This window comes from Curvibacter lanceolatus ATCC 14669 (assembly GCF_000381265.1).
GTDB lineage: Bacteria > Pseudomonadota > Gammaproteobacteria > Burkholderiales > Burkholderiaceae_C > Curvibacter > Curvibacter lanceolatus.
The window spans coordinates 246,300-269,810 of the sequence record NZ_KB906258.1 but is presented as its reverse complement, the minus strand read 5'-3'; the positions used below and the strand labels follow the sequence as shown (position 1 = coordinate 269,810).

Genomic DNA, 23,511 nt, shown 5'->3' with positions numbered 1-23,511 from the left:
CATCATAGACGAATATAAATTCATCTTTCAAGGCCGGGGATATTCAAGCGGAATCCATGCGGGGCTGGATGGTTGATAAGTTTTTTGAATGTGTCAATTTCACCAGATTATCAAAACTCTTTCGAGAGATAACGGGTAAATAACCGCCGCAAATTGCTTGATATGCGTGAAATACCCATGGAAATCTCTCGCGTTTCGCGTTAATTTGCAACTGTGGGTCGCGGCTTCAACCTAGAATTTCGGCCTGCTCCAAACAAGAAGGTACCCCCATGGTGCAACTCTCCAGACGCCAGTTCATGAAAGTGACTGGTTCGACTCTGGCGGGCTCCAGCCTGGCCCTGATGGGTTTCTCACCCAGCACAGCCTTGGCGGAAGTCCGTCAATACAAATTGGCGGCCACCACCGTCACCCGTCAAACCTGCACCTACTGCTCGGTGGGTTGCGGCATCCTCATGCATTCGCTGGGCGATGGCGCCAAGAACGCCAAGCTGTCGGTGATCCACGTCGAAGGCGATCCGGACCACCCGGTGAACCGCGGCACGCTGTGCCCCAAGGGCGCCAGCCTGCTCGATTTCGTGCACAGCCCGAACCGCCTCAAGTACCCCGAGTACCGGGCCCCGGGCTCCAACGAGTGGAAGCGTCTGTCCTGGGACGACGCGCTGACCCGCATCGCCAAGCGGCTCAAGGAAGACCGTGACGCCAACTTCGTCGAGAAGACCGACGACGGGCTGACGGTGAACCGCTGGCTCACCACCGGCATGCTGGCCGCCTCGGCCGCCAGCAACGAAGCCGGTTACATCACGCACAAAGTGGCCCGCAGTTGGGGCCTTCTTGCACTCGACAACCAAGCACGTGTCTGACACGGCCCGACGGTGGCAGGTCTTGCCCCGACGTTTGGCCGTGGAGCGATGACGAACCATTGGGTCGACATCAAGAACGCGGACGTTATTTTGATCATGGGCGGCAATGCCGCTGAAGCCCACCCCTGCGGCTTCAAATGGGTGACCGAGGCCAAGGCGCACAACAAGGCGCACTTGATGGTGGTCGACCCGCGCTTCAATCGCTCGGCATCGATTGCCGACTTCTATGCCCCGATCCGTTCGGGCAGCGACCTGGTGTTCCTGGGCGCGGTGATCAACTACCTGCTCACCAACGACAAGATCCACCACGAGTACGTCAAGAACTACACCGACTTCAGCTTTGTCGTGCGCGAAGACTTCGCCTTCGACGACGGCATCTTCTCGGGCTACAACCCCGAAAAGCGCACGTACGACAAGGCCAGCTGGGACTACGAAATCGGCCACGACGGCTATGTGGTGACCGACCCGACGCTGCAGCACCCGCGCTGCGTGTACCAGTGGCTGAAGAAGCATTACGCCGAGTACACCCCCGAGAAGGTGGAGAGCATCTGCGGCACGCCCAAGGCCAAGTTCCTGCACGTGTGCGAGAAGCTGGCCTCGACGGCGCAGGCCGGCCGTGCGGCCACCATCCTGTACGCCCTGGGCTGGACCCAGCACTCCACCGGCGCGCAGATCCTGCGCACCGGCGCCATGGTGCAGCTGCTGTTGGGCAACATCGGCATTGCCGGTGGCGGCATGAACGCTTTGCGCGGTCACTCCAACATCCAGGGCCTGACCGACCTGGGCATCCTGTCGGCCAGCCTTTCTGGTTACCTGACCATGCCCGGCCAGGCCGAGCAGGACTACGGCAAGTACATCGCGGCCCGCACCCAGATGCCGCTGCGCCCCGGGCAGATGAGCTACTGGCAGAACTACCCCAAGTTCCACGTCAGCCTCATGAAGTCCTGGTGGGGGCCGGCCGCCACGGCCGAGAACAACTGGGCCTACGACTACCTGCCCAAGCTCGACAAGCAGTACGACATGCTGCAGATCTTCGAGCTGATGAACCAGGGCAAGGTCAACGGCTACATCGCCCAGGGCTTCAACCCGCTGGCGGCGCTGTCCAACAAGGACCGCGTTCGCAACGGCCTGTCCAAGCTGAAGTTCCTGGTGGTGATGGACCCGCTGGCCACCGAGACCGCCGATTTCTGGAAGAACCACGGCGAGTACAACGATGTGGACACGGCCTCGATCCAGACCGAGGTGTTCCGCCTGCCCACCACCTGCTTTGCCGAAGAAGAGGGCTCGGTGGTCAGCTCGTCGCGCGTGCTGCAATGGCACTGGAAGGCGGCCGAGCCGCCGGGCGAGGCCAAGACCGACATCTACATCATGTCGCAGCTGCACCTGCGCCTGAAGGCCTTGTACAAGGCCGAGGGCGGCAAGTTCCCCGACCCCATTGCCAACCTGTGGTGGCCCTATGCCGACCCCGAGGAGCCGCGGCCTGAAGAGGTGGCCAAGGAGTTCAACGGCCGGGCCCTGGTCCAGCTGAACGACCCCAAGGACCCGACCAAGGTGCTCCGCAAGGCCGGCGAGCAGCTCAGCGGCTTTGGTGAACTGCGCGACGACGGCAGCACGCAAAGCGGTTGCTGGATCTGGACCGGCTGCTGGACCAGCGCCGGCAACCAGATGGCGCGGCGCGACAACTCCGACCCGACCGGCATCGGCAACACGCTGAACTGGGCCTGGGCCTGGCCGGCCAACCGCCGGGTGCTGTACAACCGCGCCTCCTGCGATGTGGCGGGCAAGCCCTTCAACCCGCACCGCAAGCTGATCGGCTGGAACGGCAGTGCCTGGACGGGGGCCGACGTGCCCGACATCGGCGCCACGCTGGGCCCGGACACCGGTACCGGTCCCTTCATCATGAACCCCGAAGGCGTGGCGCGCTTCTTTGCACGCAAGGGCATGAACGAAGGGCCTTTCCCGACCCATTACGAACCCTTCGACACGCCGCTGGGCTACAACCCCATGCACCCGAAGAACCCCAAGGCCACCAGCAGCCCCGCCGCGCGCGTGTTGCCCGGCATCTGGGACACCTTCGGCAAGGCCTCAGAGTTCCCGCACGTGGGCACCACCTACCGCCTCACCGAGCACTTCCACTACTGGACCAAGCACTCGCTGCTCAACGCGATCACGCAACCCGAGCAGTTCGTCGAGATCAGCGAAAGCCTGGCCGAGTCGGTGGGGGTGAAGACTGGCGAGATGGTCAAGGTCAGCTCCAAGCGCGGCTACATCAAGGCCGTGGCCCTGGTGACCAAGCGCATCAAGCCGATGCAGATCGAGGGCAAGACCGTGCAGCACGTGGGCATCCCCATCCACTGGGGCTTCAAGGGTGTGACCAAGCCGGGCTTCCTGGCCAACACGCTGACGCCTTTCGTGGGCGACGGCAACAGCAACACGCCTGAGTTCAAGACCTTCCTGGTCAAGGTCGAGAAGGTTTGAGGAGCCCCTGATGTCATCTCTGCAATCTCTCGATATCAAGCGCCGCTCCGCCACCACCACGCCCTCGCCCAGTGCGCGCTCTGCGCATGCGGGCGAGGTGGCCAAGCTGATCGATGTCTCCAAGTGCATCGGCTGCAAGGCCTGCCAGACGGCCTGCATGGAGTGGAACGACCTGCGCGACGAAGTGGGCACGGCGGCGGCCGGGGTGTATGACAACCCGACCGACCTGAGCGCCCAGTCCTGGACCGTGATGCGTTTCTCCGAGTACGAGAACGAGGCCAGCGGCAACCTGGAGTGGCTGATCCGCAAGGACGGCTGCATGCACTGCGAAGACCCAGGCTGCCTCAAGGCCTGCCCCTCGCCCGGTGCCATCGTCCAGTACGCCAACGGCATCGTCGACTTCCAGGAGGAAAACTGCATCGGCTGCGGCTACTGCGTGACGGGCTGCCCGTTCGACGTGCCGCGCATCTCCAAGAAGGACAACAAGGCCTACAAGTGCACCCTGTGCTCGGACCGCGTGGCGGTGGGCATGGAGCCGGCCTGCGTCAAGACCTGCCCCACCGGCGCCATCATGTTCGGCACCAAAGAGGCCATGAAAGACCAGGCCGAGGAGCGCATTCTTGACCTCAAGGAGCGTGGCTTCGACCAGGCCGGCCTGTACGACCCGGCCGGGGTGGGTGGCACCCACGTGATGTACGTGCTGCACCACGCCGACAAGCCTTCGCTGTACCACGGCCTGCCCGATTCGCCCAAGATCAGCCCCTTCGTGGGCCTGTGGAAGGGCGTGGCCAAGCCGCTGGCCATGGCCGCCCTGGGCGCCGCCGCGGTGGGCAGCCTGTTTCACTACATCACCAAGGGCCCGAACGACGTGTCCAAGGAGCTGGAAGATGAAATGGAAGCCAAGGACCGCGAGGCCCAGGCTCAAGCCAACCAGGAGACCGCACCATGAGACGCAACCCTCGTGACCTGCAGCGCTACAACGCCTCTGAGCGTGCCAACCACTGGGTGGTGGGCATCTGCTTCATCCTGCTGGCCCTGTCGGGCCTGGCCTTCTTCCACCCGGCCTTCTTCCCGCTGACCCAGCTGTTCGGCGGTGGGCCCTGGACCCGCATCCTCCACCCCTACATCGGGGTGGTGATGATGGCCTTCTTCGTGATCATGGGCCTGCGCTTCTGGCGCCTGAACGTGGTCGAGCCGCGCGATGTCGAGTGGCTGAAGAACGTCCGCAAGATGGTGGACGGCAACGACCACGACATGCCCGAGCAAGGCAAGTACAACGGCGGCCAGAAGCTGCTGTTCTGGGGCCTGGTCGGGGGCATGGTGGTGTTGTTCCTGTCGGGCCTGCCCATGTGGCGTGCCTGGTGGAAGCTGCCCGCCGACGTGGTGCGCATCAGCTCGCTTCTGCACGCCGCCGCCGGTGTGTGGATGATCGGGCTGATCCTGATGCACATCTACGCCGCCATCTGGACCCGCGGTACCATCCGGGCCATGCTCTACGGCACCGTGACCCGGGCCTGGGCCAAGCAGCACCACCGCGGCTGGTACCGCAAGATGACGGGCGACAACAGCTGATCTTCCTGCCTGTTCAACGCCCCTGATCGGGCTCACTGCCGCCGGGCGCCTGCTGTTGGCGCGCCGGCGGCTGCTTTTTTGGGACACTTCTCCATGCAACGCATTCTTCAACCCGGTGACATCGAAGCCCTGGACCACACCCGCTTCCCCCGGGTGCTGCCGCCTGCCGCCAGCTCGCTGTTTGCCGAGCGCGCCGCCCGCCTGCGCCAACTGGCCGAGGGCAACCCGATTGCCGACTACCTGCTGTTCGTGGCCAAGATCATGGACGCCCAGCACCAGGCCGTGGCCAGCGTGCCGGTGCCCACCCTGGCCGACGAGGTCAAGGCCCGCGCCCAGCAGCACGGCATGCCCCTGATGCCCGCGCAGGACCACCTCGACCCGGCCTGGCACGACGTGCTCGACAGCCTGATCGCCACCCTGGCCCGTGAAGACGGCCTGCCCGAAGCCCTGCAACCGCTGCTGGGCGCCCTGCGCGAGCTGAGCCACGCCGAGCGCGACGACATCGCTCGCAAGCTGCTGCAAGGCGAGGGCTCGGCCCGTGATGTGGGCATCTCGCCCTTCATCATGGCGGCCCTGCAGGTCAGCTTCACCCGTCTCGCCAGCCAGCTCACCGAGGCCGATGTGCCCTACACCGACACCGCCAGCGTCTGCCCCGTGTGCGCCAGCGCGCCGGTGGCCAGCGTGCTGCGCATCGGGGGCCAGGCGGCCGGCCACCGCTACCTGCACTGCGGCACCTGCGCCACCGAATGGCACATGGTGCGCGTGAAGTGCTCGCATTGCGAATCCACCAAGGGCGTGGCCTACCAGGGCATCGAAAACGACAAGGGCGTGGTCACGGCCGAAACCTGCAGCGAATGCGGCACCTACCGCAAGCTGGTCAACCAGGAGAAAGACCCCCAGGCCGAACCCCTGGCCGACGACCTGGCCAGCCTGACCCTGGACCTGCTGATGGGCGAGACCCGCTTCCAGCGCGCCAGCCCCAACCCCCTGTTGTTCGTGGCCGTGGCCGAGCCGCAAGAGGGCGACGACGCCGCCCTGCCGCCCGACCTGTCCTGAGTTTTCTCACCTTCCACTTCATGACCCAGCCCGAGGCCTCCCGTTCCCTGTCCGCCCCCACCCTGGCCAGCCTGCCCTCGGTGGACCGGCTGCTGCAGCACCCCGAGCTGCAACCGCTGCTGAGCCCTTACGGCAAGGAGGCCCTCACCGAGGCCATCCGCCAGGTGCTGGCCCGGGCGCGCCAGGCCTGGCGCGAGCAGGCGGGTGATGCGGCCTTGCCCGACGAGGCGGCCCTGGTGCAGGGCGTGCAAAAGCACCTGGCCCGGCGCTTTGCGCCGCGCCTGAGATCGGTGTTCAACCTCACCGGCACCGTGCTGCACACCAACCTGGGCCGGGCCCTGCTGCCGCAAGAGGCCGTGGAGGCGGTGGTGCAGGCCCTGACCACCCCGGCCAACCTCGAATACGACCTGGCCACCGGGGGCCGCGGTGACCGCGACGACCTGGTCGAAGACCTGCTGTGCGAGCTGACCGGCGCCGAGGCCGCCACCGTGGTCAACAACAACGCCGCCGCCGTGCTGCTCACGCTGAGCGCGCTGGCCGCCGGCCGCGAGGTGATCGTCTCGCGCGGCGAGCTGGTCGAGATCGGCGGTGCCTTCCGCATCCCTGACATCATGGCCCGCGCCGGGGCCCGCCTGGTCGAGGTGGGCACCACCAACCGCACCCACGCGCGCGACTACGAGAACGCCGTGGGCGAGCAGACCGCGTTGCTGATGAAGGTGCATTGCAGCAACTACGAGGTGACCGGCTTCACCAAGAGCGTGCCCGAGGCCGAGGTGGCCGCCATTGCCCACGCCCGCCAGCGCCCCCTGGTGGTGGACCTGGGCAGCGGCACCCTGGTCGACCTGCGACCCTGGGGCCTGCCCCATGAGGTGACGGTGCGCGAAACCATTGCGGCCGGGGCTGACCTGGTCACCTTCAGCGGTGACAAGCTGCTGGGTGGCCCGCAGGCCGGGCTGATCGTGGGCCGCAAGGACCTGATCGCCCAGATCAAGAAAAGCCCGCTCAAGCGCGCCCTGCGCGTGGGCAAGCTCACCCTGGCCGCACTGGAGCCAGTGCTGCGCCTGTACCTGTCGCCCGACCTGCTGGCCCAGCGCCTGACCACGCTGCGCCTGTTCACCCGCCCGGTGGCCGACATGCAGGCCCAGGCCCTGGCGCTGCAGCCTCTGGTGCAGGCCGCCGTGGGCCCACGTTGGAGCGTGGAGGTGGCCGCCATGAGCAGCCAGATCGGCAGCGGCGCCTTGCCGGTGGACCTGCTGCCCAGCCAGGGCCTGCGCCTGGCCCCGGTGCAGGCGCGCCAGGCCGGCCGCCAGCTGCAGCAGCTGGAAGCCGCGCTGCGCCAGCTGCCGCGGCCCGTGATCGGCCGCACCCAGGACGACGCCCTGTGGCTGGACCTGCGCTGCCTGGAGGCGGCCGACCAGGCCATCTTCGAAGCCCAACTGCCCCAGCTCGCGGCCGCCCTGGCCCAGCCCTGATCGCCAGAGCCGCCCATGATCATCGGTACCGCAGGCCACATCGACCACGGCAAAACCACCCTGGTGCGCGCCCTCACCGGCGTGGACACCGACCGCCTCAAGGAAGAAAAACAGCGCGGCATCTCGATCGAACTCGGTTATGCCTACACCCCGTTGCCCAATGGGGAGGTGCTGGGCCTCATCGACGTGCCCGGCCACGAGCGTTTTGTGCACACCATGGCCGCCGGCGCGGTGGGCATCGACCATGCCCTGCTGGTGGTGGCGGCCGACGACGGCCTCATGCCGCAGACCCGTGAGCACCTCGACATCGTGCTGCTGCTGGGCGTGCGCCAGGCCACCGTGGCCCTGAGCAAGGCCGACCGCGCCAGCCCCGAACGCCGCGCCCAGGTGCGCTCCGACATCGCCGCGCTGCTGGCGCCCACCCCGCTGGCCGGGGCCCCGGTGTTTGAAACCGCGGCCCAGCAGCCTGACGACCCGGGCGTGGCCGCCTTGCGCCAGCACCTGCACACGCTGGCCCAGGCAGCGCCGGCCCGGCCGCGGCATGGCCTGTTCCGGCTGGCGGTGGACCGCGTCTTCACCCTGGCCGGCCAGGGCACCGTGGTCACCGGCACCGTGTTCGGCGGCCAGGTGCAGGTGGGCGACACCCTGCAGCACTCGGCCAGCGGCCAGAGTGTGCGCCTGCGCAGCCTGCACGCCCAGAACCAGAACCGGCCCGAAGGCCATGCGGGCCAGCGCTGCGCCCTCAACCTGGTGGGCATAGCCAAAGACGACATCCACCGCGGCGACTGGATCGCCGACGCACGCGCGCTGCAGGCCAGCCGGCGCATCGACGTGCGCCTGCGCCTGTTGCCCGACGCCCCGGCCCTGGCCCAATGGGCCCCCGTGCACCTGCACCTGGGCACCGCCCACCTCACGGCCCATGTGGCTTTGCTGCAGGGCGAGCGCATCGAGCCCGGCACCGAGGTGCGCGCCCAGCTGGTGCTCGATGCGCCCGTGTTTGCGCTGCCCGGCGACCGCCTGATCTTGCGCAATGCCCAGGCCAGCCGCACCATTGCCGGCGGCTGGGTGCTCGACCCCGAGGCCCCCGAGCGCAAACGCCGCAGTCCCGAGCGCACGGCCACGCTGGACGCACTCGAAGCCCTGGTCAGCACAGACGATGCGCGCCCCCTGATCGCCAGCGCCGCGCTGGGCCTGCCGCGTTCGCAGCTGCAGCGCCTGCTGGGCCGGGCGCTGGCGCCCACCGAACTGCAGGACCTGGCCATCGCCATCCCCCTGGGGGCGGACGACGCCTTGCTGATCGACCCCGTGCGCTGGCAGCCCCTGCGCGAACAGGTGCTGGCCCGCGTTGCCTTGTTTCACGACAAGAACCCCGACGAGCCGGGGCTCAACGCCGCGCGCCTGCGCCGCATGGCCCTGCCGGGCCTGGCGCAGCCCCAGCACGAGGCCTTGTGGCGCGGCCTCATCGACACCTTGCTGGGCGAGCAGCAGATCGCCCAGACGGGGGCCTGGCTGCACCTGCCCGGCCACCGCGTGCAACTGAGTGCCGCCGAGCAGACCTTGTGGCAACAAGTGCAGGGCAGCCTGCAGGTCGGCCGCTACGACCCGCCCTGGGTGCGCGACCTGGCCCGTGACCACCACGGCACCGAGGACGGGGTGCGCCAGCTGCTGCGCAAACAGGCCCGCCAGGGGCTGGTGTTCCAGGTGGTGAAAGACCTGTTCTACGCCGCCAGCGCCATGGACGAGCTGGCCGCCCTGGTGGCGCGCCTGGCCGCCGAACAGCCCCAGGGCCTGGTCGAGGCCGCCACCTTTCGCGACGCCACCGGCCTGGGCCGCAAGCGCGCCATCCAGATCCTGGAGTTCTTCGACCGCGTGGGCTACACCCGCCGCGTGCGCGACGCCCACCTGCTGCGGCCTGATGCGCACTGGCAGGGCCGCCTTGAAGCCTGAAAACAGGGCAGGGCGCCGGTAGAATCCAGCCACCCTGCACCGGCCCGCGCCGCGGCAGGGCCACTATTTCTCACCCAGGCCGGCCACCCGCCAGCCTGCGGCACTGGAAGGCATACACACCCGGTGGTGTGCCCGGGCTTCAAACCCGGTCAGGGGCGTCAGCCGCTCCTGGGTAGGTTCGACTCCTGCTGCTTTCCGCCCCATCCCATCCCAGGCGGTTTCACCGATCGGTCGGCTTTGGCTGTGAACCAGAGTGGCCTGCAGGGGGAATCCCCTCTCGCCCTGATCCGCAAATCATGGCCTGATCACAATGCAGGGCGCCGGCCTGCCAGGCGGCTTCCTGGCCCGGTCTGCCAAGCCCCCACACCCCCACAGAAAGGCTTTCCATGCAGCTCACCTTGAATGGCAAAACCGTGTCTCTCGACATCGAAACCGACATGCCCTTGTTATGGGCCATCCGGGACGAGGCTGGCCTGACCGGCACCAAGTTCGGCTGTGGCGTGGCCATGTGCGGGGCCTGCACCGTGCTGCTCGATGGCGAGCCTGTGCGCTCTTGCAGCCTGCCGGCCAGCGCCGCCGTGGGCCGCAAGATCACCACCATCGAGGGCTTGCGCGGCACCTCGGCCCTGCAAAAGGCCTGGATCGCCAAGCAGGTGCCGCAGTGCGGCTACTGCCAGTCGGGCATGCTGATGGCCGCCACGGCCTTGCTGGCGCGCAAGCCGCGCCCCACCGATGCCGACATCGACGCCGCCATCACCAACCTGTGCCGCTGCGGCACCTACCCCCGCATCAAGGCGGCCATCCACGAGGCCGCCCAACTGGGCAAGGCCCGCGCTTGAGGAGGCCCGCATGAACACCCCCATCCTCCCCCCCATCCCTTCTGACGTGCTGCCCGCTTCGCGCCGCAGCTTTCTCAAGGCCGGTGCGGCAGCCGCCACGGGCTTCGCCCTGGGCTTTCACCTGCCCGCGATGGCACAAAAGGCCGGCCCGGCCCCCTCGGACGCCGTCGACATCAACGCCTGGATCCGCATCACACCCGACAACCAGGTGGTCTGCGAGGTGGCCCGCGCCGAAATGGGCCAGGGCACCAGCACCAGCCTGCCGATGATGCTGGCCGAAGAGCTTGAGTGCCAATGGGCCGATGTGCGAATGGAGTTCGCCTCGGTCAGCGAACACATCGCACGCAACAAGGTGTACGTGACCTTTGCCACCGGTGGCAGCCGTGGCACTCGCGATTCGCAGGCCGTGATGCGCAAGGCCGGCGCCGTGGCCCGTGAGATGCTCAAGGCGGCCGCTGCCCAGCAGTGGGGCGTACCGATCACCGAGGTGGTGGCCAAGGCCGGCCGCGTGAGCCACCCGGCCAGCCAGCGCAGCCTGAGCTACGGCGCCTTGGCCACCCAGGCGGCCCGGCAGCCGGTGCCCGAGTCGGTCAAGCTCAAGGCGCCCTCGGAATGGGGCCTGATCGGCAAGCCCATCCCGCGCCTGGACATCCCCGCCAAGGTCAACGGCAGCGCGGTGTTCGGCATCGATGTGCGCCTGCCCGGCATGCTGTACGCCGCCATCGTGCAATGCCCGGTGTTCGGCGGCGCACCCGCCAGCGTGGACGACGGCGCCGTCAAGAACCGCCGCGGCGTGAAGAAGGTGGTCACGGGCCCCGACTTCGTGGCCGTCGTGGCCGACAACTGGTGGCGCGCCCAGCAGGCCGCCAAGGCCCTCAAGATCGCCTGGGACTACAAGGGCCAGGACAAACTCGATGACGCCGCCGTGCGCAAGCTGCTGGAGGCCGGCACCCAGGCCGCGCGGCCCCTGCGGCAAGTGGGCGACTTTGCCAAGGCCCAGACCGAGGCGGGGGCCGGCAAGGTGGTCGAGGCCGAGTACTTTGTGCCCTACCTGAGCCACTTCACCCTCGAACCGCAGAACTGCACCAGCCTGCTGCAGGGCGACACGCTGGAGGTCTGGGCCCCCACGCAGAACGCCGAGGCCACGCTGGCGGTGGCGGCCAAGACCGCCGGCCTGCCGGTGCAGCAGGTGAAGGTGCATCGCCCCTACCTGGGTGGCGGCTTCGGTCGGCGCGGGGGCTTTCAAGACTTTGTGCGCCAATCGGTGCAGATCGCCCAGGCCCTGCCCGGTGTGCCGGTCAAGTTGCTCTGGAGCCGTGAGGAAGACATGCAGCACGACTTCTACCGCCCGGCCGCCCTGTACCGCCAGCGCGCGGTGCTCGATGCGGGCGGCCAACTGGTGGCCTGGCAGGCACTGCTGGCCTCGCAATCCATCGTCGCGGCCATCCGCCCCGAGGCCCTGAAGAACGGGCAGGACTTCCAGGCCGGCGAATCCTTTCACGACATGCCCTACCAGGTGCCGGCCCTGGACGTGCGCCACGGCCTGTGCGACATCAACGTGCCGGTGGGCTTCTGGCGCTCGGTCTTCCATTCGCAGAACCCGTTTGCCCGCGAATGCTTTTTGGACGAGGTGCTGGCCGCCGCCGGCAAAGACCCTCTGCAGGGCCGGCTTGATCTGCTGCCCCCCGACAGCCGCGATCGCAAGGTGCTGCAAGCCGTGGCCAGTGCTGCCCATTGGGGCCAACCCCTGGCCAAGGGCCGGGCGCAGGGCCTGGCCGTGCAGGACGCCTACGGCAGCTACGCCGCAGCGGTGGTCGAGCTGTCGGTGTCGGCACAGAAGGTGGTCACCGTGCACAAGGTGTGGGTGGCGGTCGACCCCGGCCATGTCGCCAACATCGACTCGGCCCGGGCCCAGATCGAAGGCAATGTGATCTACGCGCTGACCACCCTGTTCATGAGCGAGATCAACCTGCGCGACGGCCGCGTGCAACAGGCCAACCTGGCCGACTACCCGCTGCTGCAACTGCGCCAGACGCCGCAGATCACGTCCGTGCTGGTGCCTACCGGCGGCGAGGTCTGGGGCGGCATGGGCGAGCCCCCTTACGCCCCCATGAGCGCGGCCGTGGCCAACGCCATTGCCAAGGCCACGGGCGAGCGCCTGCGCCAGACGCCGTTCTCGCATGCGGGGTATGGATTGGCCTGAGGGGTGGTACGCGGGGGGGGCTCCAGCCGGCCTTTGCCTGCCGAAGCCCATTTCCGGGACCCCAAAAGAAAACGCCCAAGTTGCCGAAACAACTTGGGCGGGTAACTGGCGGAAGCGGTGAGATTCGAACTCACGGACCCTTTCGGGCCGCCGGTTTTCAAGACCGGTGCAATCGACCACTCTGCCACACTTCCTTCGCCGCGCATTGTAGCCGGCCTTGGGGCTCGATTTGGGCTGAGGCGGGGTCAAGCCGGGCATCGAAGCGGGGCTGTGGATCGGCCAGACACAGGTCTTTCAACTGTCTGCGCCTGCGGTACGCGGGGTATGTCAGGACTGTAAGCAGATGCTTACAAACCACGTTTCTAAGGCTGGAACAGCGGGGTATTCAGGGTCTATTTGAGTGGCTTTGAGGGGGGTGGCGGTGCGTAGACTTCGGCGTCTTTCGCTCTCGATTGCCCATGCAACACATCCTCGTGGTGGACGATGATGCAGACATCACCCAACTGCTGGCCCAATACCTGTCGCGCTTCGGTTTCACGGCCCACACGGCGCGCGATGCCGACTCCATGCGCATGGTCTTGGCGGCGCAGCCTGTCGATCTGGTGGTGCTGGACGTGATGCTGCCCGGCACCGATGGCCTGGCCCTCGCGCGCGAGTTGCGCTCGCGCTCGCGCATCCCGATCATCATGCTCACCGCCCGGGGCGACCCTTACGACCGCGTGATCGGGCTCGAGATGGGGGCCGACGATTACATGAGCAAGCCCTTCGAGCCGCGTGAGCTGGTGGCCCGCATCCAGACCGTGTTGCGCCGCATCACCAGCGGCCAGGCGCCACCGCCCGAGGAGTCCGAGGTGGTGCACTTTGACGGCTGGCAGCTGCACCGCATGGCGCGCCACCTGATCACGCCCGAGGGGGTGGTCACCCCCTTGTCGAATGCCGAATTCAGGCTGCTGTGCACCTTTTTGTCGATGCCGCGGCGCATCTGCAGCCGTGACCAGTTGATGGAGGATGCGCGTGGCCGCTCGATGGAGGTGTTCGAGCGCAGCATCGACCTGCTGGTGTCGCGCCTGCGCCAGAAGCTGGGGGACGACCCGCGCGAGCCGCGTTTCATCAAGACCGTGCGCGGGGCCGGCTACCTGTTCAATGTGCGCAACGTGCAGGGCCGCATGGGCTGGCAGCCCTGAACCCACCCGTTGTACAGGCGCGCCATGTTCACCCTCGTGTTCCAGCCCTTTTTACAGCCGTCGCGCTGGCGCGCCCGCCTCAGGCGCTGCCTGCCGGCCTCGCTGTTCGGCCGCCTGGCCTGGGTGATGGTGGGCATGGCGGTGGTGGGGCAGTTGCTGCTGGGGCCCTTGCTGCTGGCTTTGCACGCCTGGGTGTTCGATCTGGAGGGGCCCAGTGCGTGGGTGGCGCCGCCGCTGTCCTGGCAGGGGGCGCTGGAGTGGGCGCTGGGGCTGCTGGCCGCCGTGTTGGCCGCCTGGGTGGGGGCGCGCTGCTGTGCCGCCCCGATCGAGCGCCTGGTGCTGGCCGCCCGGGCCATGGGCCAGGGGCTGGAACGCCCCCCCTTGCCGGAGGACGGCAGCACCGAGTTCCGGGAGGCCAGCCGGGTCTTCAATCAGTTGCAGACCACCTTGCAGCAGCGCCTGCAGGAGCGCGACCGGGTGGTGGCCTCGGTGTCGCACGATCTGCGCACCCCGCTCACCCGGCTGCGCCTGCGCGCCGAGCGCCTGCACGATGCCGCCGACCGCAGCCTGTTCCGGCGCGACATTGCCGAGATGGACGCCTTGATCACCACCACGCTGGACCACCTGCGCGGCGTGGCTGCGCCCGAGCCGCCGGTGTGGCTGGACATCAAGGCGCTGGTGGACAGCCTGGCCGACGACCAGCAGGCCTGCGGGCACTGGGTGCCGGTGCATGGGCGCGCCGGGGCCTTGCTGGTGCAACCGCTGGCCTTGCGGCGTTGCCTGGGCAACTTGCTGGGCAATGCGATCCGCTACGGCGTGCAGGCCGAGATCTTCCTCTGGGACGATGGCCGTGAGGTCGGCATCGAGGTGCGCGACCATGGCCCGGGCCTGCCCGAGGCCGAACTGGAGCGCGTGCTGCAGCCCTTTGTGCGTCTGGAGGGGGCTGCCCAGCGGCACCGGGGGGGGATGGGTTTGGGGCTGTCGATTGCGCGGGACATCGCGCTGCGCCACCAGGGGCAGTTGCAGTTGCGCAACCGGCCTGATGGCGGCGGCTTGCTGGCCGTGGTGCGGCTGCCGCGGCGTGGGGAGCCGCCGGTCCGTGGGGCCTGAGCTCAGACGGCTGGTGTGAGGCTGGCGCCGCAGTGCTTGCACTTGACGGCGTCTTCTTTCACCTTTTCGCCGCAGGCGGGGCAATTGGCCAGGGAGAAGCCGCGCACCAGCAATTCACTGTCGAAGTACCCGCTTTCCTCACCATCAGGCAAGGCCACCTCGGGTTTCTTGACGGCCATCACCAGGGCTGCCACCCAGACCAGCACGGTCCAGCCCAGAAAAATGTTCAGCAGGGCGATCTTCAGGCGCTTGGGTTGCCGTCTTCTGAAGGCCTCGTAACTGGGCAGCAGGTAGAGCAGAGGGCCAAACACCAGCAGCGAATAAGCCACCACGGTGTTGAACCCGTGGTTGCGGGTGTTGGGCGATACGCCAGCGTAATAGCTGAACGCCACCAAAATCATCAGCACAAACAGTCGGATGTACATAGCCCCTCTCGTCGCATCGGGTAATTTACGAATTGTTACGAACCTATCAGGAGAGGCGTTGAAAAACAAGCACTCAGACCCAGGGCCTGGATTCCGAGACCGCATTTTCGGGCACTATGGCACGGTCTGGGCACTCGGTCTGGTCTGAGCCAGGGGGGGGCCGCTTTCCGCCCGCTCGGCTGTCAGGGGCGAGTCGGGCAGGTTCAGAGGGGCTCAGGCCTTGAGCATGCCCTTGGTCTCGATGAACTCCACCACCTGGGTCAGGCCGCTGAGGGTCTTCAGGTTGGTCATCACATAGGGCTTCTTGCCGCGCATGCGCTGGGTGTCGGCTTCCATCACCGCCAGATCGGCGCCCACATGGGGGGCCAGGTCGGTCTTGTTGATCACGAACAGGTCGCTCTTGGTGATGCCGGGGCCCCCCTTGCGCGGGATCTTCTCGCCCGCGGCCACGTCGATCACGTAGATCGTCAGGTCGCTGAGTTCGGGGCTGAAGGTGGCGGCCAGGTTGTCGCCGCCCGACTCGACAAACACCACGTCGGCGTCGGGGAACTGCGCCAGCATGCGGTCGATGGCTTCGAGGTTGATCGAGGCGTCTTCACGGATGGCGGTGTGCGGGCAGCCGCCGGTTTCCACGCCCAGGATGCGTTCGGCCGGCAGCGCGCCGCTGACGGTCAGCAGGCGCTGGTCTTCCTTGGTGTAGATGTCGTTGGTGATGGCGATCAGGTCGTACTGCGGGCTCATGGCCTTGCACAGCATCTCGAGCAAGGTGGTCTTGCCCGAGCCGACGGGCCCGCCGATGCCCACGCGCAGGGGCGGAAGTTTCTTGGTGCGGCCGGGGATGTGGTGCAGGGCGGTGCTCATGAGGGCTCTCGGTTGGGGTTCAGCTTCTGAAAAGCCGGGAATACTGGGTTTCGTGGCGGGCCGACAGCACGGCCAGCCTGGGTGTGAAGGCCTGGCGGCCCGCATCGTCCAGGGCCATGGCCCCGGCCACCGCGGCCGGGATCTCGGCCGCCAGCCGGGCCAGGATGCGCTGGCCCGCGCTCTGGCCCAGGGGCACGGCCTTGATGGCGGTCTGGCTCATGTTCTCGCACCAGCCAAAGGCATAGGCGGCGCAGATGTCGGCGGCGCTGGCGGGGCTGCCGGCGGCGGCCGCGGCAAAGGCCACCGGGTAGCTCAGGCCCAGGCCTTGCACGCGTTCGGCTTGGGCGGGCTGCAGGTTGCGCAGCCAGTCGATCAGCGAGCGGCCCATCTGCACGCTTTGCAGGCGCAGCTCGCTGGTCTCGCGGGTGTGCAGCACCCATTGGTTGAGTTCGGCCAGCCGGTCCAGGCGGTCGGCGCGCAGCGCCTGCACGCTGGCCGCCAGCACGGCCAGATCGCCGCGGGCCAGGCCCAGGTGCAACTGGTCCAGCAGCCAGTCGGCGGCCGTGGCTTCGTTGCTGACCCCGGCCCATTCGACCGCGGCCTCCAGCCCCTCGGAGTAAGAAAAGCCGCCCACCGGCAGGGCTGGCGAGGCCAGCCAGATCAGCGACAGCAGGCCGGCCGTGCCGGGGCTGAGCAGGGCCGGGCCAGGGGCTTCAGTGCCGGTGCCCATGGTCGTGGTCGTGGTCGTGGTCGCAGCCCGGGCCGTGTTCATGGCCGTGGTCGTGCGGGTGATCGTGGTTGTGATCGTGCGTGTGGGTGTGCTGATGCCCGTGCTGGTGTTCGTGCCCATGGTCGTGTGCATGGTCATGTGCATGGTCGTGGCCGCAGTCCTGCGTGTGCTCGTGCGGGGCGCCGGGGCCGGGTTCGTGGGCCGCGTGCTTGTGACCGTGGTCGTGGTGCTCATGATCGTGGTGCTCATGATCGTGGTGCTCATGGCCGTGCTCGTGTCCATGCCCGTGGTGGTGCCCGCCGTGGTCGCCGTAGGCGCCCGATTCGGGCTCGAACGATTCGTCCACCGCGTTCACGATCAGGTGCATGCTGCGCAGCATGTCGGCCAGCACGTGGTCGGGCTCGATCTTCAGATGATCGGGCTTGAGCTCGATCGGCACGTGGCGGTTGCCCAGGTGGTAGGCGGCCCGCACCAGGTCGAAGGGGCTGCCGTGGCTGCTGCAGGGGGTGATGCGCAGCACGGGCTGAGGGGCCGCGATCACGCGCACCAGCGAGCCGTCTTCGGCCACCAGCACGTCGCCACCGCGCACCGTGGTGCCGCGCGGCAGGAACACGCCCAGGTGGCGCCCGCCCGAGTCGGTGGCGTCGAAGCGGCTTTTCTGGCGCACGTCCCAGTCCAGTTCGAGGCTGTGGGCGCGCTTGAGCAGCACGGGGGCCAGGCCCTGGCCACCGGGGATGATTTTGGAGATCTGCAGCATGGTCGGCAATCCAGACGGGAAAGTGAGAACGGGGGCCGAAACTTTAACGCCTCGGCCCCGGCCCTGGGGGCAGCCGGGTCTCAGAAGATCGGCACGCGCTCAGAACAGGAAGTAGCGCTGCGCCATCGGCAGGCTGGTGGCGGGCTCGCAGGTCAGCAACTGGCCGTCGGCGCGCACCTCGTAGGTCTGGGCGTCCACTTCCATGCGCGGGGCATAGTCGTTGAGCAGCATGTCCTTCTTGCCCACGTTGCGGATGTTCTTCACCTCGGCCAGGGTCTTGTGCAGGCCGTAGCGCTGGTCGATGCCCGCCGCCATGCCGGCCTGCGACACAAAGGTGAGCGAGCCCTTGGCGATGGCCCCGCCGAAGGCGCCGAACATGGGCCGGTAATGCACCGGTTGGGGCGTGGGGATGCTGGCGTTGGGGTCGCCCATGGCGGCCATGGCGATGAAGCCGCCCTTGAGGATCAGCGAGGGCTTCACGCCGAAGAAGGCCGGGTTCCAGATCACCAGGTCGGCCCATTTGCCTTCCTCGATGCTGCCCACGATGTGGCCGATGCCGTGCGCAATCGCCGGGTTGATGGTGTATTTGGCGATGTAGCGCCGGGCCCGGTAGTTGTCATTGCGCGCCGTGTCGGCGGGCAGCTTGCCGCGCTGCTGCTTCATCTTGTGCGCGGTCTGCCAGCAGCGCAGGATCACCTCGCCCACCCGGCCCATGGCCTGGCTGTCCGAGCTGAACATGCTGATGGCCCCCAGGTCGTGCAGGATGTCCTCGGCGGCGATGGTCTCCTTGCGGATGCGGCTTTCCGCAAAGGCCAGGTCTTCGGCGATGTTGGCGTGCAGGTGGTGGCACACCATCAGCATGTCCACGTGCTCGTCCAGCGTGTTGATGGTGTAGGGCCGCGTCGGGTTGGTCGACGAGGGCAACACATTGGCCTCGCCCACCACGCGCAGGATGTCGGGGGCGTGGCCGCCGCCCGCGCCTTCGGTGTGGAAGGTGTGGATGGTGCGGCCCTTGAAGGCGGCCACCGTGTCCTCGACAAAGCCCGATTCATTGAGCGTGTCGGTGTGGATGGCCACCTGGGTGTCGGTCAGCTCGGCCACGTTCAGGCAGTTGTCGATGGCCGCGGGCGTGGTGCCCCAGTCTTCGTGCAGCTTCAGGCCGATGGCGCCGGCATCGATCTGCTCGTGCAGCGCGGTGGGCAGGCTGGCATTGCCCTTGCCCAGAAAACCCAGGTTCATCGGAAAGGCGTCGGCCGCCTGCATCATGCGTTCGATGTTCCAGGGGCCGGGCGTGCAGGTGGTGGCAAAGGTGCCCGTGGCCGGGCCGGTGCCGCCCCCGATCATGGTGGTGATGCCGCTGCAGAGGGCTTCTTCGATCTGCTGCGGCGCGATGAAGTGGATGTGGGTGTCGATGCCGCCGGCGGTGACGATCTTGCCTTCGCAGCTGATCACTTCGGTGCCCGGGCCGATGATGATGTCCACCCCGGGCTGGGTGTCGGGGTTGCCGGCCTTGCCGATCTTCACGATGCGGCCGTTCTTCAGACCGATGTCGGCCTTCACCACGCCCCAGTGGTCCAGGATCACGGCATTGGTCAGCACGGTGTCGACGGCGCCTTCGGCGCGGGCGCGCTGGCTTTGCGCCATGCCGTCGCGGATGGTCTTGCCACCGCCGAACTTCACCTCTTCGCCATAGCTGCCAGCGGCCAGGGTGTGGTCGTGTTCGATCTCGATGATCAGGTCGGTGTCGGCCAGTCGGATGCGGTCACCCGTGGTGGGGCCGAACATTTCCGCGTAGGCGCGGCGTGAAATGGAACTCATGGTGTGTCCTTTGCCTGCGGGGTTCAGAGGGCGCCCTGCACCAGGCCGCGAAAACCGTAGATGTGGCGGCTGCCCGACACCGCGACCAGCTCGACGGTGCGCTCCTGCCCCGGCTCGAAGCGCACGGCCGTGCCCGAGGCGATGTTCAGCCGCATGCCGCGCGCGGCCGCGCGGTCAAAGCCGAGCGCCGCATTGGTTTCGGCAAAGTGGTAGTGCGAGCCCACCTGGATCGGCCGGTCGCCGGTGTTGCGCACCAGCAGGGTCACGGTGGGGCGGTCGGTGTTCAGGGCGTGCTCGCCCTCGTCGATGATCAGTTCGCCGGGAATCATGGGGTGGTTCTCCTGTCGCTGTTTTTGAAGTCAGCCGCAGTGCTGCGGAAGGCCTGATGTCCTGAGCCACTGGCGCGCCCACAACAGTCCGGTGGCTGCGGAGCAAGCCATGCCAGCAGACGCCGCGGTGCTGGCTTTGCCAGGCCGCTGGTGTCGTCCCCCTCGGGGGGAAGGCGCCGCAGGCGACTCAGGGGGGGTCATGGAATCGGCTGGTGGACGGTGACGAGCTTGGTGCCGTCAGGGAAGGTGGCCTCGACCTGGATGTCCGGGATCATCTCGGGGATGCCCTCCATCACCTCGTCGCGGCTGAGCAGGGTGCGACCCTCGCTCATCAGCTGGGCCACGGTCTTGCCGTCGCGTGCGCCCTCCATCACGGCGGCGCTGATGTAGGCCACCGCCTCGGGGTAGTTCAGCTTCAGGCCCCGTGCCTTGCGGCGCTCGGCCAGCAGGGCGGCGGTGAAGATGAGCAGCTTGTCTTTTTCCCGGGGGGTCAATTCCATGGGGATGCCTCGATATCGGTCAGTCTGGATGTCTCCAAATGTTAAAGCAGGAATCTTGCCCGGTGGTGCACCAGGCTGGTGCCCGAGCCCTGTGCCGCTGGCGCGAAGGCTCCGGTAAAGCCTGGGTTTCGGCCTTGTCACGACCTTGAAACAGCACCCCCGTACGGTGCTGGGTTTACCGAGGACGGAGAACCCACCATGAAACAACTGAAACAGCACCCCCTGGTCTGGCTGGCCGGCCTGTCCACCCTGGGCGCGGCCCTGGTGCTGCCCGGCTGCACGGGCGACAGCTCACCCGACGCCGCCAGCGGCGACGCCAACATCCAGGCCGCCTGGGTGGAGATGGGCGACAGCAACCAGGCCATCGCCCGCGTGGTCACCAGCTACACCCCGCCGACCAGCACCACCGGAGCCACCAGCGCCAACGCTGCCTGCCCGCTGCTGGTGGTGGACGGCAATGCCACCCGCATGAACCTGCGCGTGGGCCCCGGCACCGCTGCACAGCGCACCACCGCCAGCGACCCGGTGGACTCCAAGCCCTCGGCCTTCCCGGTCTCGGTGTGCGAAGCCAACTTGCCCAGCGGGGCGCAGAAGGTGGCCGTGGCCAACCGCGCGCTGCCCGTGCCCAAGGCCAATCCCCAGCGTGTGCTGGTGCTGGCCGACACCGGCTGCCGCATGAAGAAGGCCGGCGCCGCCTGGCAGGCCTGCAGCGACCCGGTGGCCTGGCCGTTTGCCAGCCTGTCCAAGGTGGCCGCCTCGATGACCCCCGACCTGGTGCTGCACATCGGCGACTACCACTACCGTGAGAACGCCTGCCCCAGCGACGTGGCCGGCTGCCAGGGCAGCCCCTGGGGCTACGGTTGGGACACCTGGCTGGCCGACCTGTTCCAGCCCGCCGCCCCGCTGCTGTCTGCCGCCCCCTGGGTGGTGGTGCGCGGCAACCACGAGGAGTGCGCGCGCGCCGGCCAGGGCTGGTACCGCTTCATGGACGTGCGCAGCTACTCGGCTGCCCGCAGTTGCGATGACCCGGTCAACGACGGCACGGCCAACTACAGCGACCCCTACGCCGTCGCCCTGGGCAGTGATTCGCAAATTGTGGTGTTCGACTCGGCCAAGACCGGCTCGGCCGCGCTCAAGCCCACCGATGCCCAGTTCGCCATCTACCAGAAGCAGTTCCAGACCGTGGGCAGCCTGGCCGCCAAAACCGGCATGGTCAACACGATCTTCACCAACCACCACCCCATCCTGGCCTTTGCCCCGGTGGCCGGCAGCACCCCGGCACCGGGCAACCTGGCCCTGCAGTCGGCCATGAGCAGCCTGAACGCCCAGGCCTATTACCCGCCGGGCGTCAACGTGGCCCTGCACGGCCACGTGCATGACTTCCAGGCCATCAACTTCGCCTCGGGCCACCCGGCCACGCTGGTCACGGGCAATGGCGGCGACTCGCTGGACGTGGCCCTGCCCGACCCGCTGCCCGCCGGGCTGACGCCCGCCGTGGGCGCCACCATCGACCGCATCACGCACAGCGCCAGCTTCGGCTTCATGGTGATGGACCGCAACGCGGCCCCCGCCACGGGCTGGACCTTCAAGGCCTACAGCGCCGCCGGCAAGCTGATGGCCACCTGCGTGCAGTCGGGCAAGGCACTGAGCTGCGACAAGACCGGCTTCCTGACGCCGTGAGGTCGCTGCTCACTGGGCTGCTGGCACTGAGCGTGTCGCTCGGGGCGCTGGCCGCCCCCGACAGCGTGGTGCTGGTCTCGGGCGGTGGCGCGCAGAAGGTGCTGGCCGCGATCGGCCGCAGCCCGCTGGTGGCCGCCAAGTACGACGCCACCAGCGCCCGCTTCGCGCCCGACCCGGCCCTGGTGGCCCTGGGCCGGCGCCTGTTTGTCGAGCCGCGCCTGTCCGAGCCGGCCGGCGCCTCGTGCGCCAGTTGCCACGACCCGGCCCGCGCCTTCATGCCCGGGCCGCAGGCCCTGGCCGGTGGGCCGGGCACGCCGCGTGGCAGCCGCGCCGGCCAGTTCAGCCTGCGCAACGCACCCTCGCTGCTGTATGTGCGCTATGTGCCGCGCCGCCACTTCTACCAGGACGACGATGCCCCGTATCCCTCGCCCTTCGGCGGTTTGATGGCCGATGGCCGCGCCGACACCCTGGCCGAGCAGGCGCGTGGGCCCCTGTTCGACCCGCATGAGATGAACAACGGCAGCCCGCGTCAGTTGCTGCAGCGCCTGCGCCGCAACGGCCTGGCCCAATCGCTGGCCGACAGCGGCGTGGCGCCCTTCGGCCCCGCCGTGCTGCGCGATCCCGAGGCCCTGGTGCAGGCCCTGGGCGCTGCCTTCGAGGCCTACCTGCAAAGCGACGAGATGGCACCCTTCAGCTCGCGCTTCGATGCCTACCTGCGGGATCGCAAGCCGCTGAGCCCGCCCGAGATGCGCGGCCTGGCGCTGTTCAAGAACCCCGACAAGGGCAACTGCGCCTCGTGCCACGCTTTGTCGGACACGGCTTCACGGCCCGAGCGCTCGTTGTTCACCGATTTCGGCTACGACGCCATTGCCGTGCCGCGCAACCGGGCCCTGGCGCCCAACCGCCAGCCGGGCCACTTCGATGAGGGCCTGTGCGCCACGGCCCGGGCCCAGCATTGGCCCGAGCCGCAGCAATGGTGCGCCTACCTGCGCACGCCCGGCCTGCGCAACGTGGCGCTGCGCCAGAGCTTCATGCACAACGGCGTGCTGCACTCGCTGCGCGACGCGGTGGCCTTCTACAACACGCGTTCGATCAAACCCGGCGAGTGGTACGCCTCGGGCAGCGTGTTCGAGGACGTGGCCCGGGCCCACCGCGGCAATGTGAACGTCAACTCGCCGCCGCTGAACCGCCGCCCCGACCAGCCGCCCGCGCTCAGCGAGCAGGACATCGATGATCTGGTGGCCTTCTTGCGCACCCTGACCGATGCGCCCTACGTGGCGGTGATGCCGCCACCCTGAACCAGTCTGGCGGCGATGCCGCCCCCCCTGAGAACCCTCACAGGTTCACAGGGGGGCAGAGGCTCACACCGCGCTGCCGTCGCGGATGCGGTGGGTCTCGTCGATGTCCACCACCCAGACCAGGCCGTCCCCGATCTGCCCGGTCTGGCAGGCCTGGGTGATGGCCTGGCGGATGGTCTCCACCATCTCGGCTTGGGCCAGCACCGACACCATCAGCTTGGGGCTGAAGTCGGTCAGCTCTTCGCGCACGCTGCGCTTGTCCACCGCCGCCGGGGCGGTGAAGCCCTCGGCCCGGAAGATGGTCACCCCCGGAAAGTTGGGGATGGCGCGCAGCGCGTCGCGCAGGCGGTTCAGGCGGCTGGGCCGCACGATGGCACGGATTTCCTTCATGG

Annotated in this window: 20 protein-coding genes and 2 tRNA genes; 13 read left to right on the top strand and 9 right to left on the bottom strand. The window is 68.1% G+C overall.

Annotation, left to right across the window (positions count from 1 at the left end; translation table 11 throughout):
* The first annotated feature begins 269 nt into the window (after window positions 1–269).
* The 9 genes from fdnG to F624_RS0113385 all read left to right on the top strand — a co-directional run bounded on the left by fdnG (window position 270) and on the right by F624_RS0113385 (window position 12,427).
* The gene (gene fdnG, locus F624_RS0113425) at window positions 270–3,338 is read left to right on the top strand and encodes a formate dehydrogenase-N subunit alpha (protein WP_157443459.1); all 3,069 of its coding nucleotides are present in this window, start codon (window positions 270–272) and stop codon (window positions 3,336–3,338) included.
* Between the two features lie 10 nt (window positions 3,339–3,348).
* Entirely contained in the window at window positions 3,349–4,287 is a 939-nt protein-coding gene (gene fdxH / locus F624_RS0113420) for a formate dehydrogenase subunit beta (protein ID WP_019574827.1), read from the top strand.
* On the top strand, window positions 4,284–4,910 hold the full coding sequence (locus F624_RS0113415; protein ID WP_019574826.1) for a formate dehydrogenase subunit gamma: 627 nt from the start codon (window positions 4,284–4,286) through the stop codon (window positions 4,908–4,910). Before fdxH ends, F624_RS0113415 begins: the two co-directional genes overlap by 4 nt.
* Before the next feature lie 93 nt (window positions 4,911–5,003).
* A complete protein-coding gene (gene fdhE / locus F624_RS0113410) occupies window positions 5,004–5,966 on the top strand; it encodes a formate dehydrogenase accessory protein FdhE (protein WP_019574825.1) in 963 nt (320 codons plus the stop codon).
* A 20-nt stretch (window positions 5,967–5,986) separates the two neighbouring features.
* Window positions 5,987–7,438 (top strand): L-seryl-tRNA(Sec) selenium transferase, encoded by a 1,452-nt coding sequence (gene selA, locus F624_RS0113405; protein WP_019574824.1) that lies wholly within the window; start codon window positions 5,987–5,989, stop codon window positions 7,436–7,438.
* A 15-nt stretch (window positions 7,439–7,453) separates the two neighbouring features.
* The gene (selB, locus tag F624_RS0113400) at window positions 7,454–9,385 is read left to right on the top strand and encodes a selenocysteine-specific translation elongation factor (protein ID WP_019574823.1); all 1,932 of its coding nucleotides are present in this window, start codon (window positions 7,454–7,456) and stop codon (window positions 9,383–9,385) included.
* Window positions 9,386–9,490: 105 nt separating this feature from the next.
* Window positions 9,491–9,583, top strand: a tRNA-Sec gene (locus F624_RS0113395).
* Window positions 9,584–9,771: 188 nt separating this feature from the next.
* A complete protein-coding gene (locus tag F624_RS0113390) occupies window positions 9,772–10,224 on the top strand; it encodes a (2Fe-2S)-binding protein (RefSeq protein ID WP_019574822.1) in 453 nt (150 codons plus the stop codon).
* A gap of 10 nt (window positions 10,225–10,234) precedes the next feature.
* Window positions 10,235–12,427: a xanthine dehydrogenase family protein molybdopterin-binding subunit gene (locus F624_RS0113385; protein ID WP_019574821.1), complete on the top strand. Its 2,193-nt coding sequence runs from the start codon at window positions 10,235–10,237 to the stop codon at window positions 12,425–12,427.
* 106 nt (window positions 12,428–12,533) lie between these two features.
* Here F624_RS0113385 and F624_RS0113380 read toward each other — a convergent pair.
* Window positions 12,534–12,621: transfer RNA gene (locus F624_RS0113380), tRNA-Ser, on the bottom strand.
* Window positions 12,622–12,885: 264 nt separating this feature from the next.
* On the opposite strand from F624_RS0113380, the gene F624_RS0113375 reads away from it, so the two are divergent.
* Both F624_RS0113375 and F624_RS0113370 read left to right on the top strand, forming a co-directional pair.
* Window positions 12,886–13,611: a response regulator gene (locus tag F624_RS0113375; protein ID WP_019574820.1), complete on the top strand. Its 726-nt coding sequence runs from the start codon at window positions 12,886–12,888 to the stop codon at window positions 13,609–13,611.
* A gap of 24 nt (window positions 13,612–13,635) precedes the next feature.
* A complete protein-coding gene (locus F624_RS0113370; RefSeq protein WP_019574819.1) occupies window positions 13,636–14,721 on the top strand; it encodes an ATP-binding protein in 1,086 nt (361 codons plus the stop codon).
* A 2-nt stretch (window positions 14,722–14,723) separates the two neighbouring features.
* Here F624_RS0113370 and F624_RS32505 read toward each other — a convergent pair whose 3' ends face one another.
* The 7 genes from F624_RS32505 to ureA form a co-directional block, all read right to left on the bottom strand.
* Window positions 14,724–15,146, bottom strand: coding sequence for a superinfection immunity protein (locus tag F624_RS32505; protein WP_019574818.1), 423 nt, complete (start codon window positions 15,144–15,146; stop codon window positions 14,724–14,726).
* Between the two features lie 213 nt (window positions 15,147–15,359).
* On the bottom strand, window positions 15,360–16,007 hold the full coding sequence (ureG, locus tag F624_RS0113360) for an urease accessory protein UreG (RefSeq protein ID WP_019574817.1): 648 nt from the start codon (window positions 16,005–16,007) through the stop codon (window positions 15,360–15,362).
* A 19-nt stretch (window positions 16,008–16,026) separates the two neighbouring features.
* On the bottom strand, window positions 16,027–16,737 hold the full coding sequence (locus tag F624_RS0113355; protein WP_019574816.1) for an urease accessory protein UreF: 711 nt from the start codon (window positions 16,735–16,737) through the stop codon (window positions 16,027–16,029).
* Entirely contained in the window at window positions 16,721–17,494 is a 774-nt protein-coding gene (gene ureE / locus F624_RS0113350) for an urease accessory protein UreE (RefSeq protein WP_019574815.1), read from the bottom strand. The genes F624_RS0113355 and ureE overlap by 17 nt, the downstream gene beginning before the upstream one ends.
* A 99-nt stretch (window positions 17,495–17,593) precedes the next feature.
* Window positions 17,594–19,312 carry an urease subunit alpha gene (ureC, locus tag F624_RS0113345; protein WP_031254944.1) on the bottom strand — a complete coding sequence of 573 codons (1,719 nt, stop codon included), beginning with the start codon at window positions 19,310–19,312 and terminating at the stop codon, window positions 17,594–17,596.
* Between the two features lie 23 nt (window positions 19,313–19,335).
* Entirely contained in the window at window positions 19,336–19,641 is a 306-nt protein-coding gene (locus F624_RS0113340) for an urease subunit beta (protein WP_019574813.1), read from the bottom strand.
* Between the two features lie 197 nt (window positions 19,642–19,838).
* Window positions 19,839–20,141: an urease subunit gamma gene (gene ureA / locus F624_RS0113335; protein WP_019574812.1), complete on the bottom strand. Its 303-nt coding sequence runs from the start codon at window positions 20,139–20,141 to the stop codon at window positions 19,839–19,841.
* A 198-nt stretch (window positions 20,142–20,339) separates the two neighbouring features.
* On the opposite strand from ureA, the gene F624_RS0113330 reads away from it, so the two are divergent.
* Window positions 20,340–21,821, top strand: coding sequence for a metallophosphoesterase (locus F624_RS0113330; protein ID WP_019574811.1), 1,482 nt, complete (start codon window positions 20,340–20,342; stop codon window positions 21,819–21,821).
* A complete protein-coding gene (locus tag F624_RS0113325; RefSeq protein WP_019574810.1) occupies window positions 21,818–23,119 on the top strand; it encodes a cytochrome-c peroxidase in 1,302 nt (433 codons plus the stop codon). Before F624_RS0113330 ends, F624_RS0113325 begins: the two co-directional genes overlap by 4 nt.
* A 63-nt stretch (window positions 23,120–23,182) precedes the next feature.
* On the opposite strand, the gene F624_RS0113320 is transcribed toward F624_RS0113325, so the two are convergent.
* A complete protein-coding gene (locus F624_RS0113320) occupies window positions 23,183–23,509 on the bottom strand; it encodes a P-II family nitrogen regulator (protein ID WP_019574809.1) in 327 nt (108 codons plus the stop codon).
* Window positions 23,510–23,511: the final 2 nt, after the last annotated feature.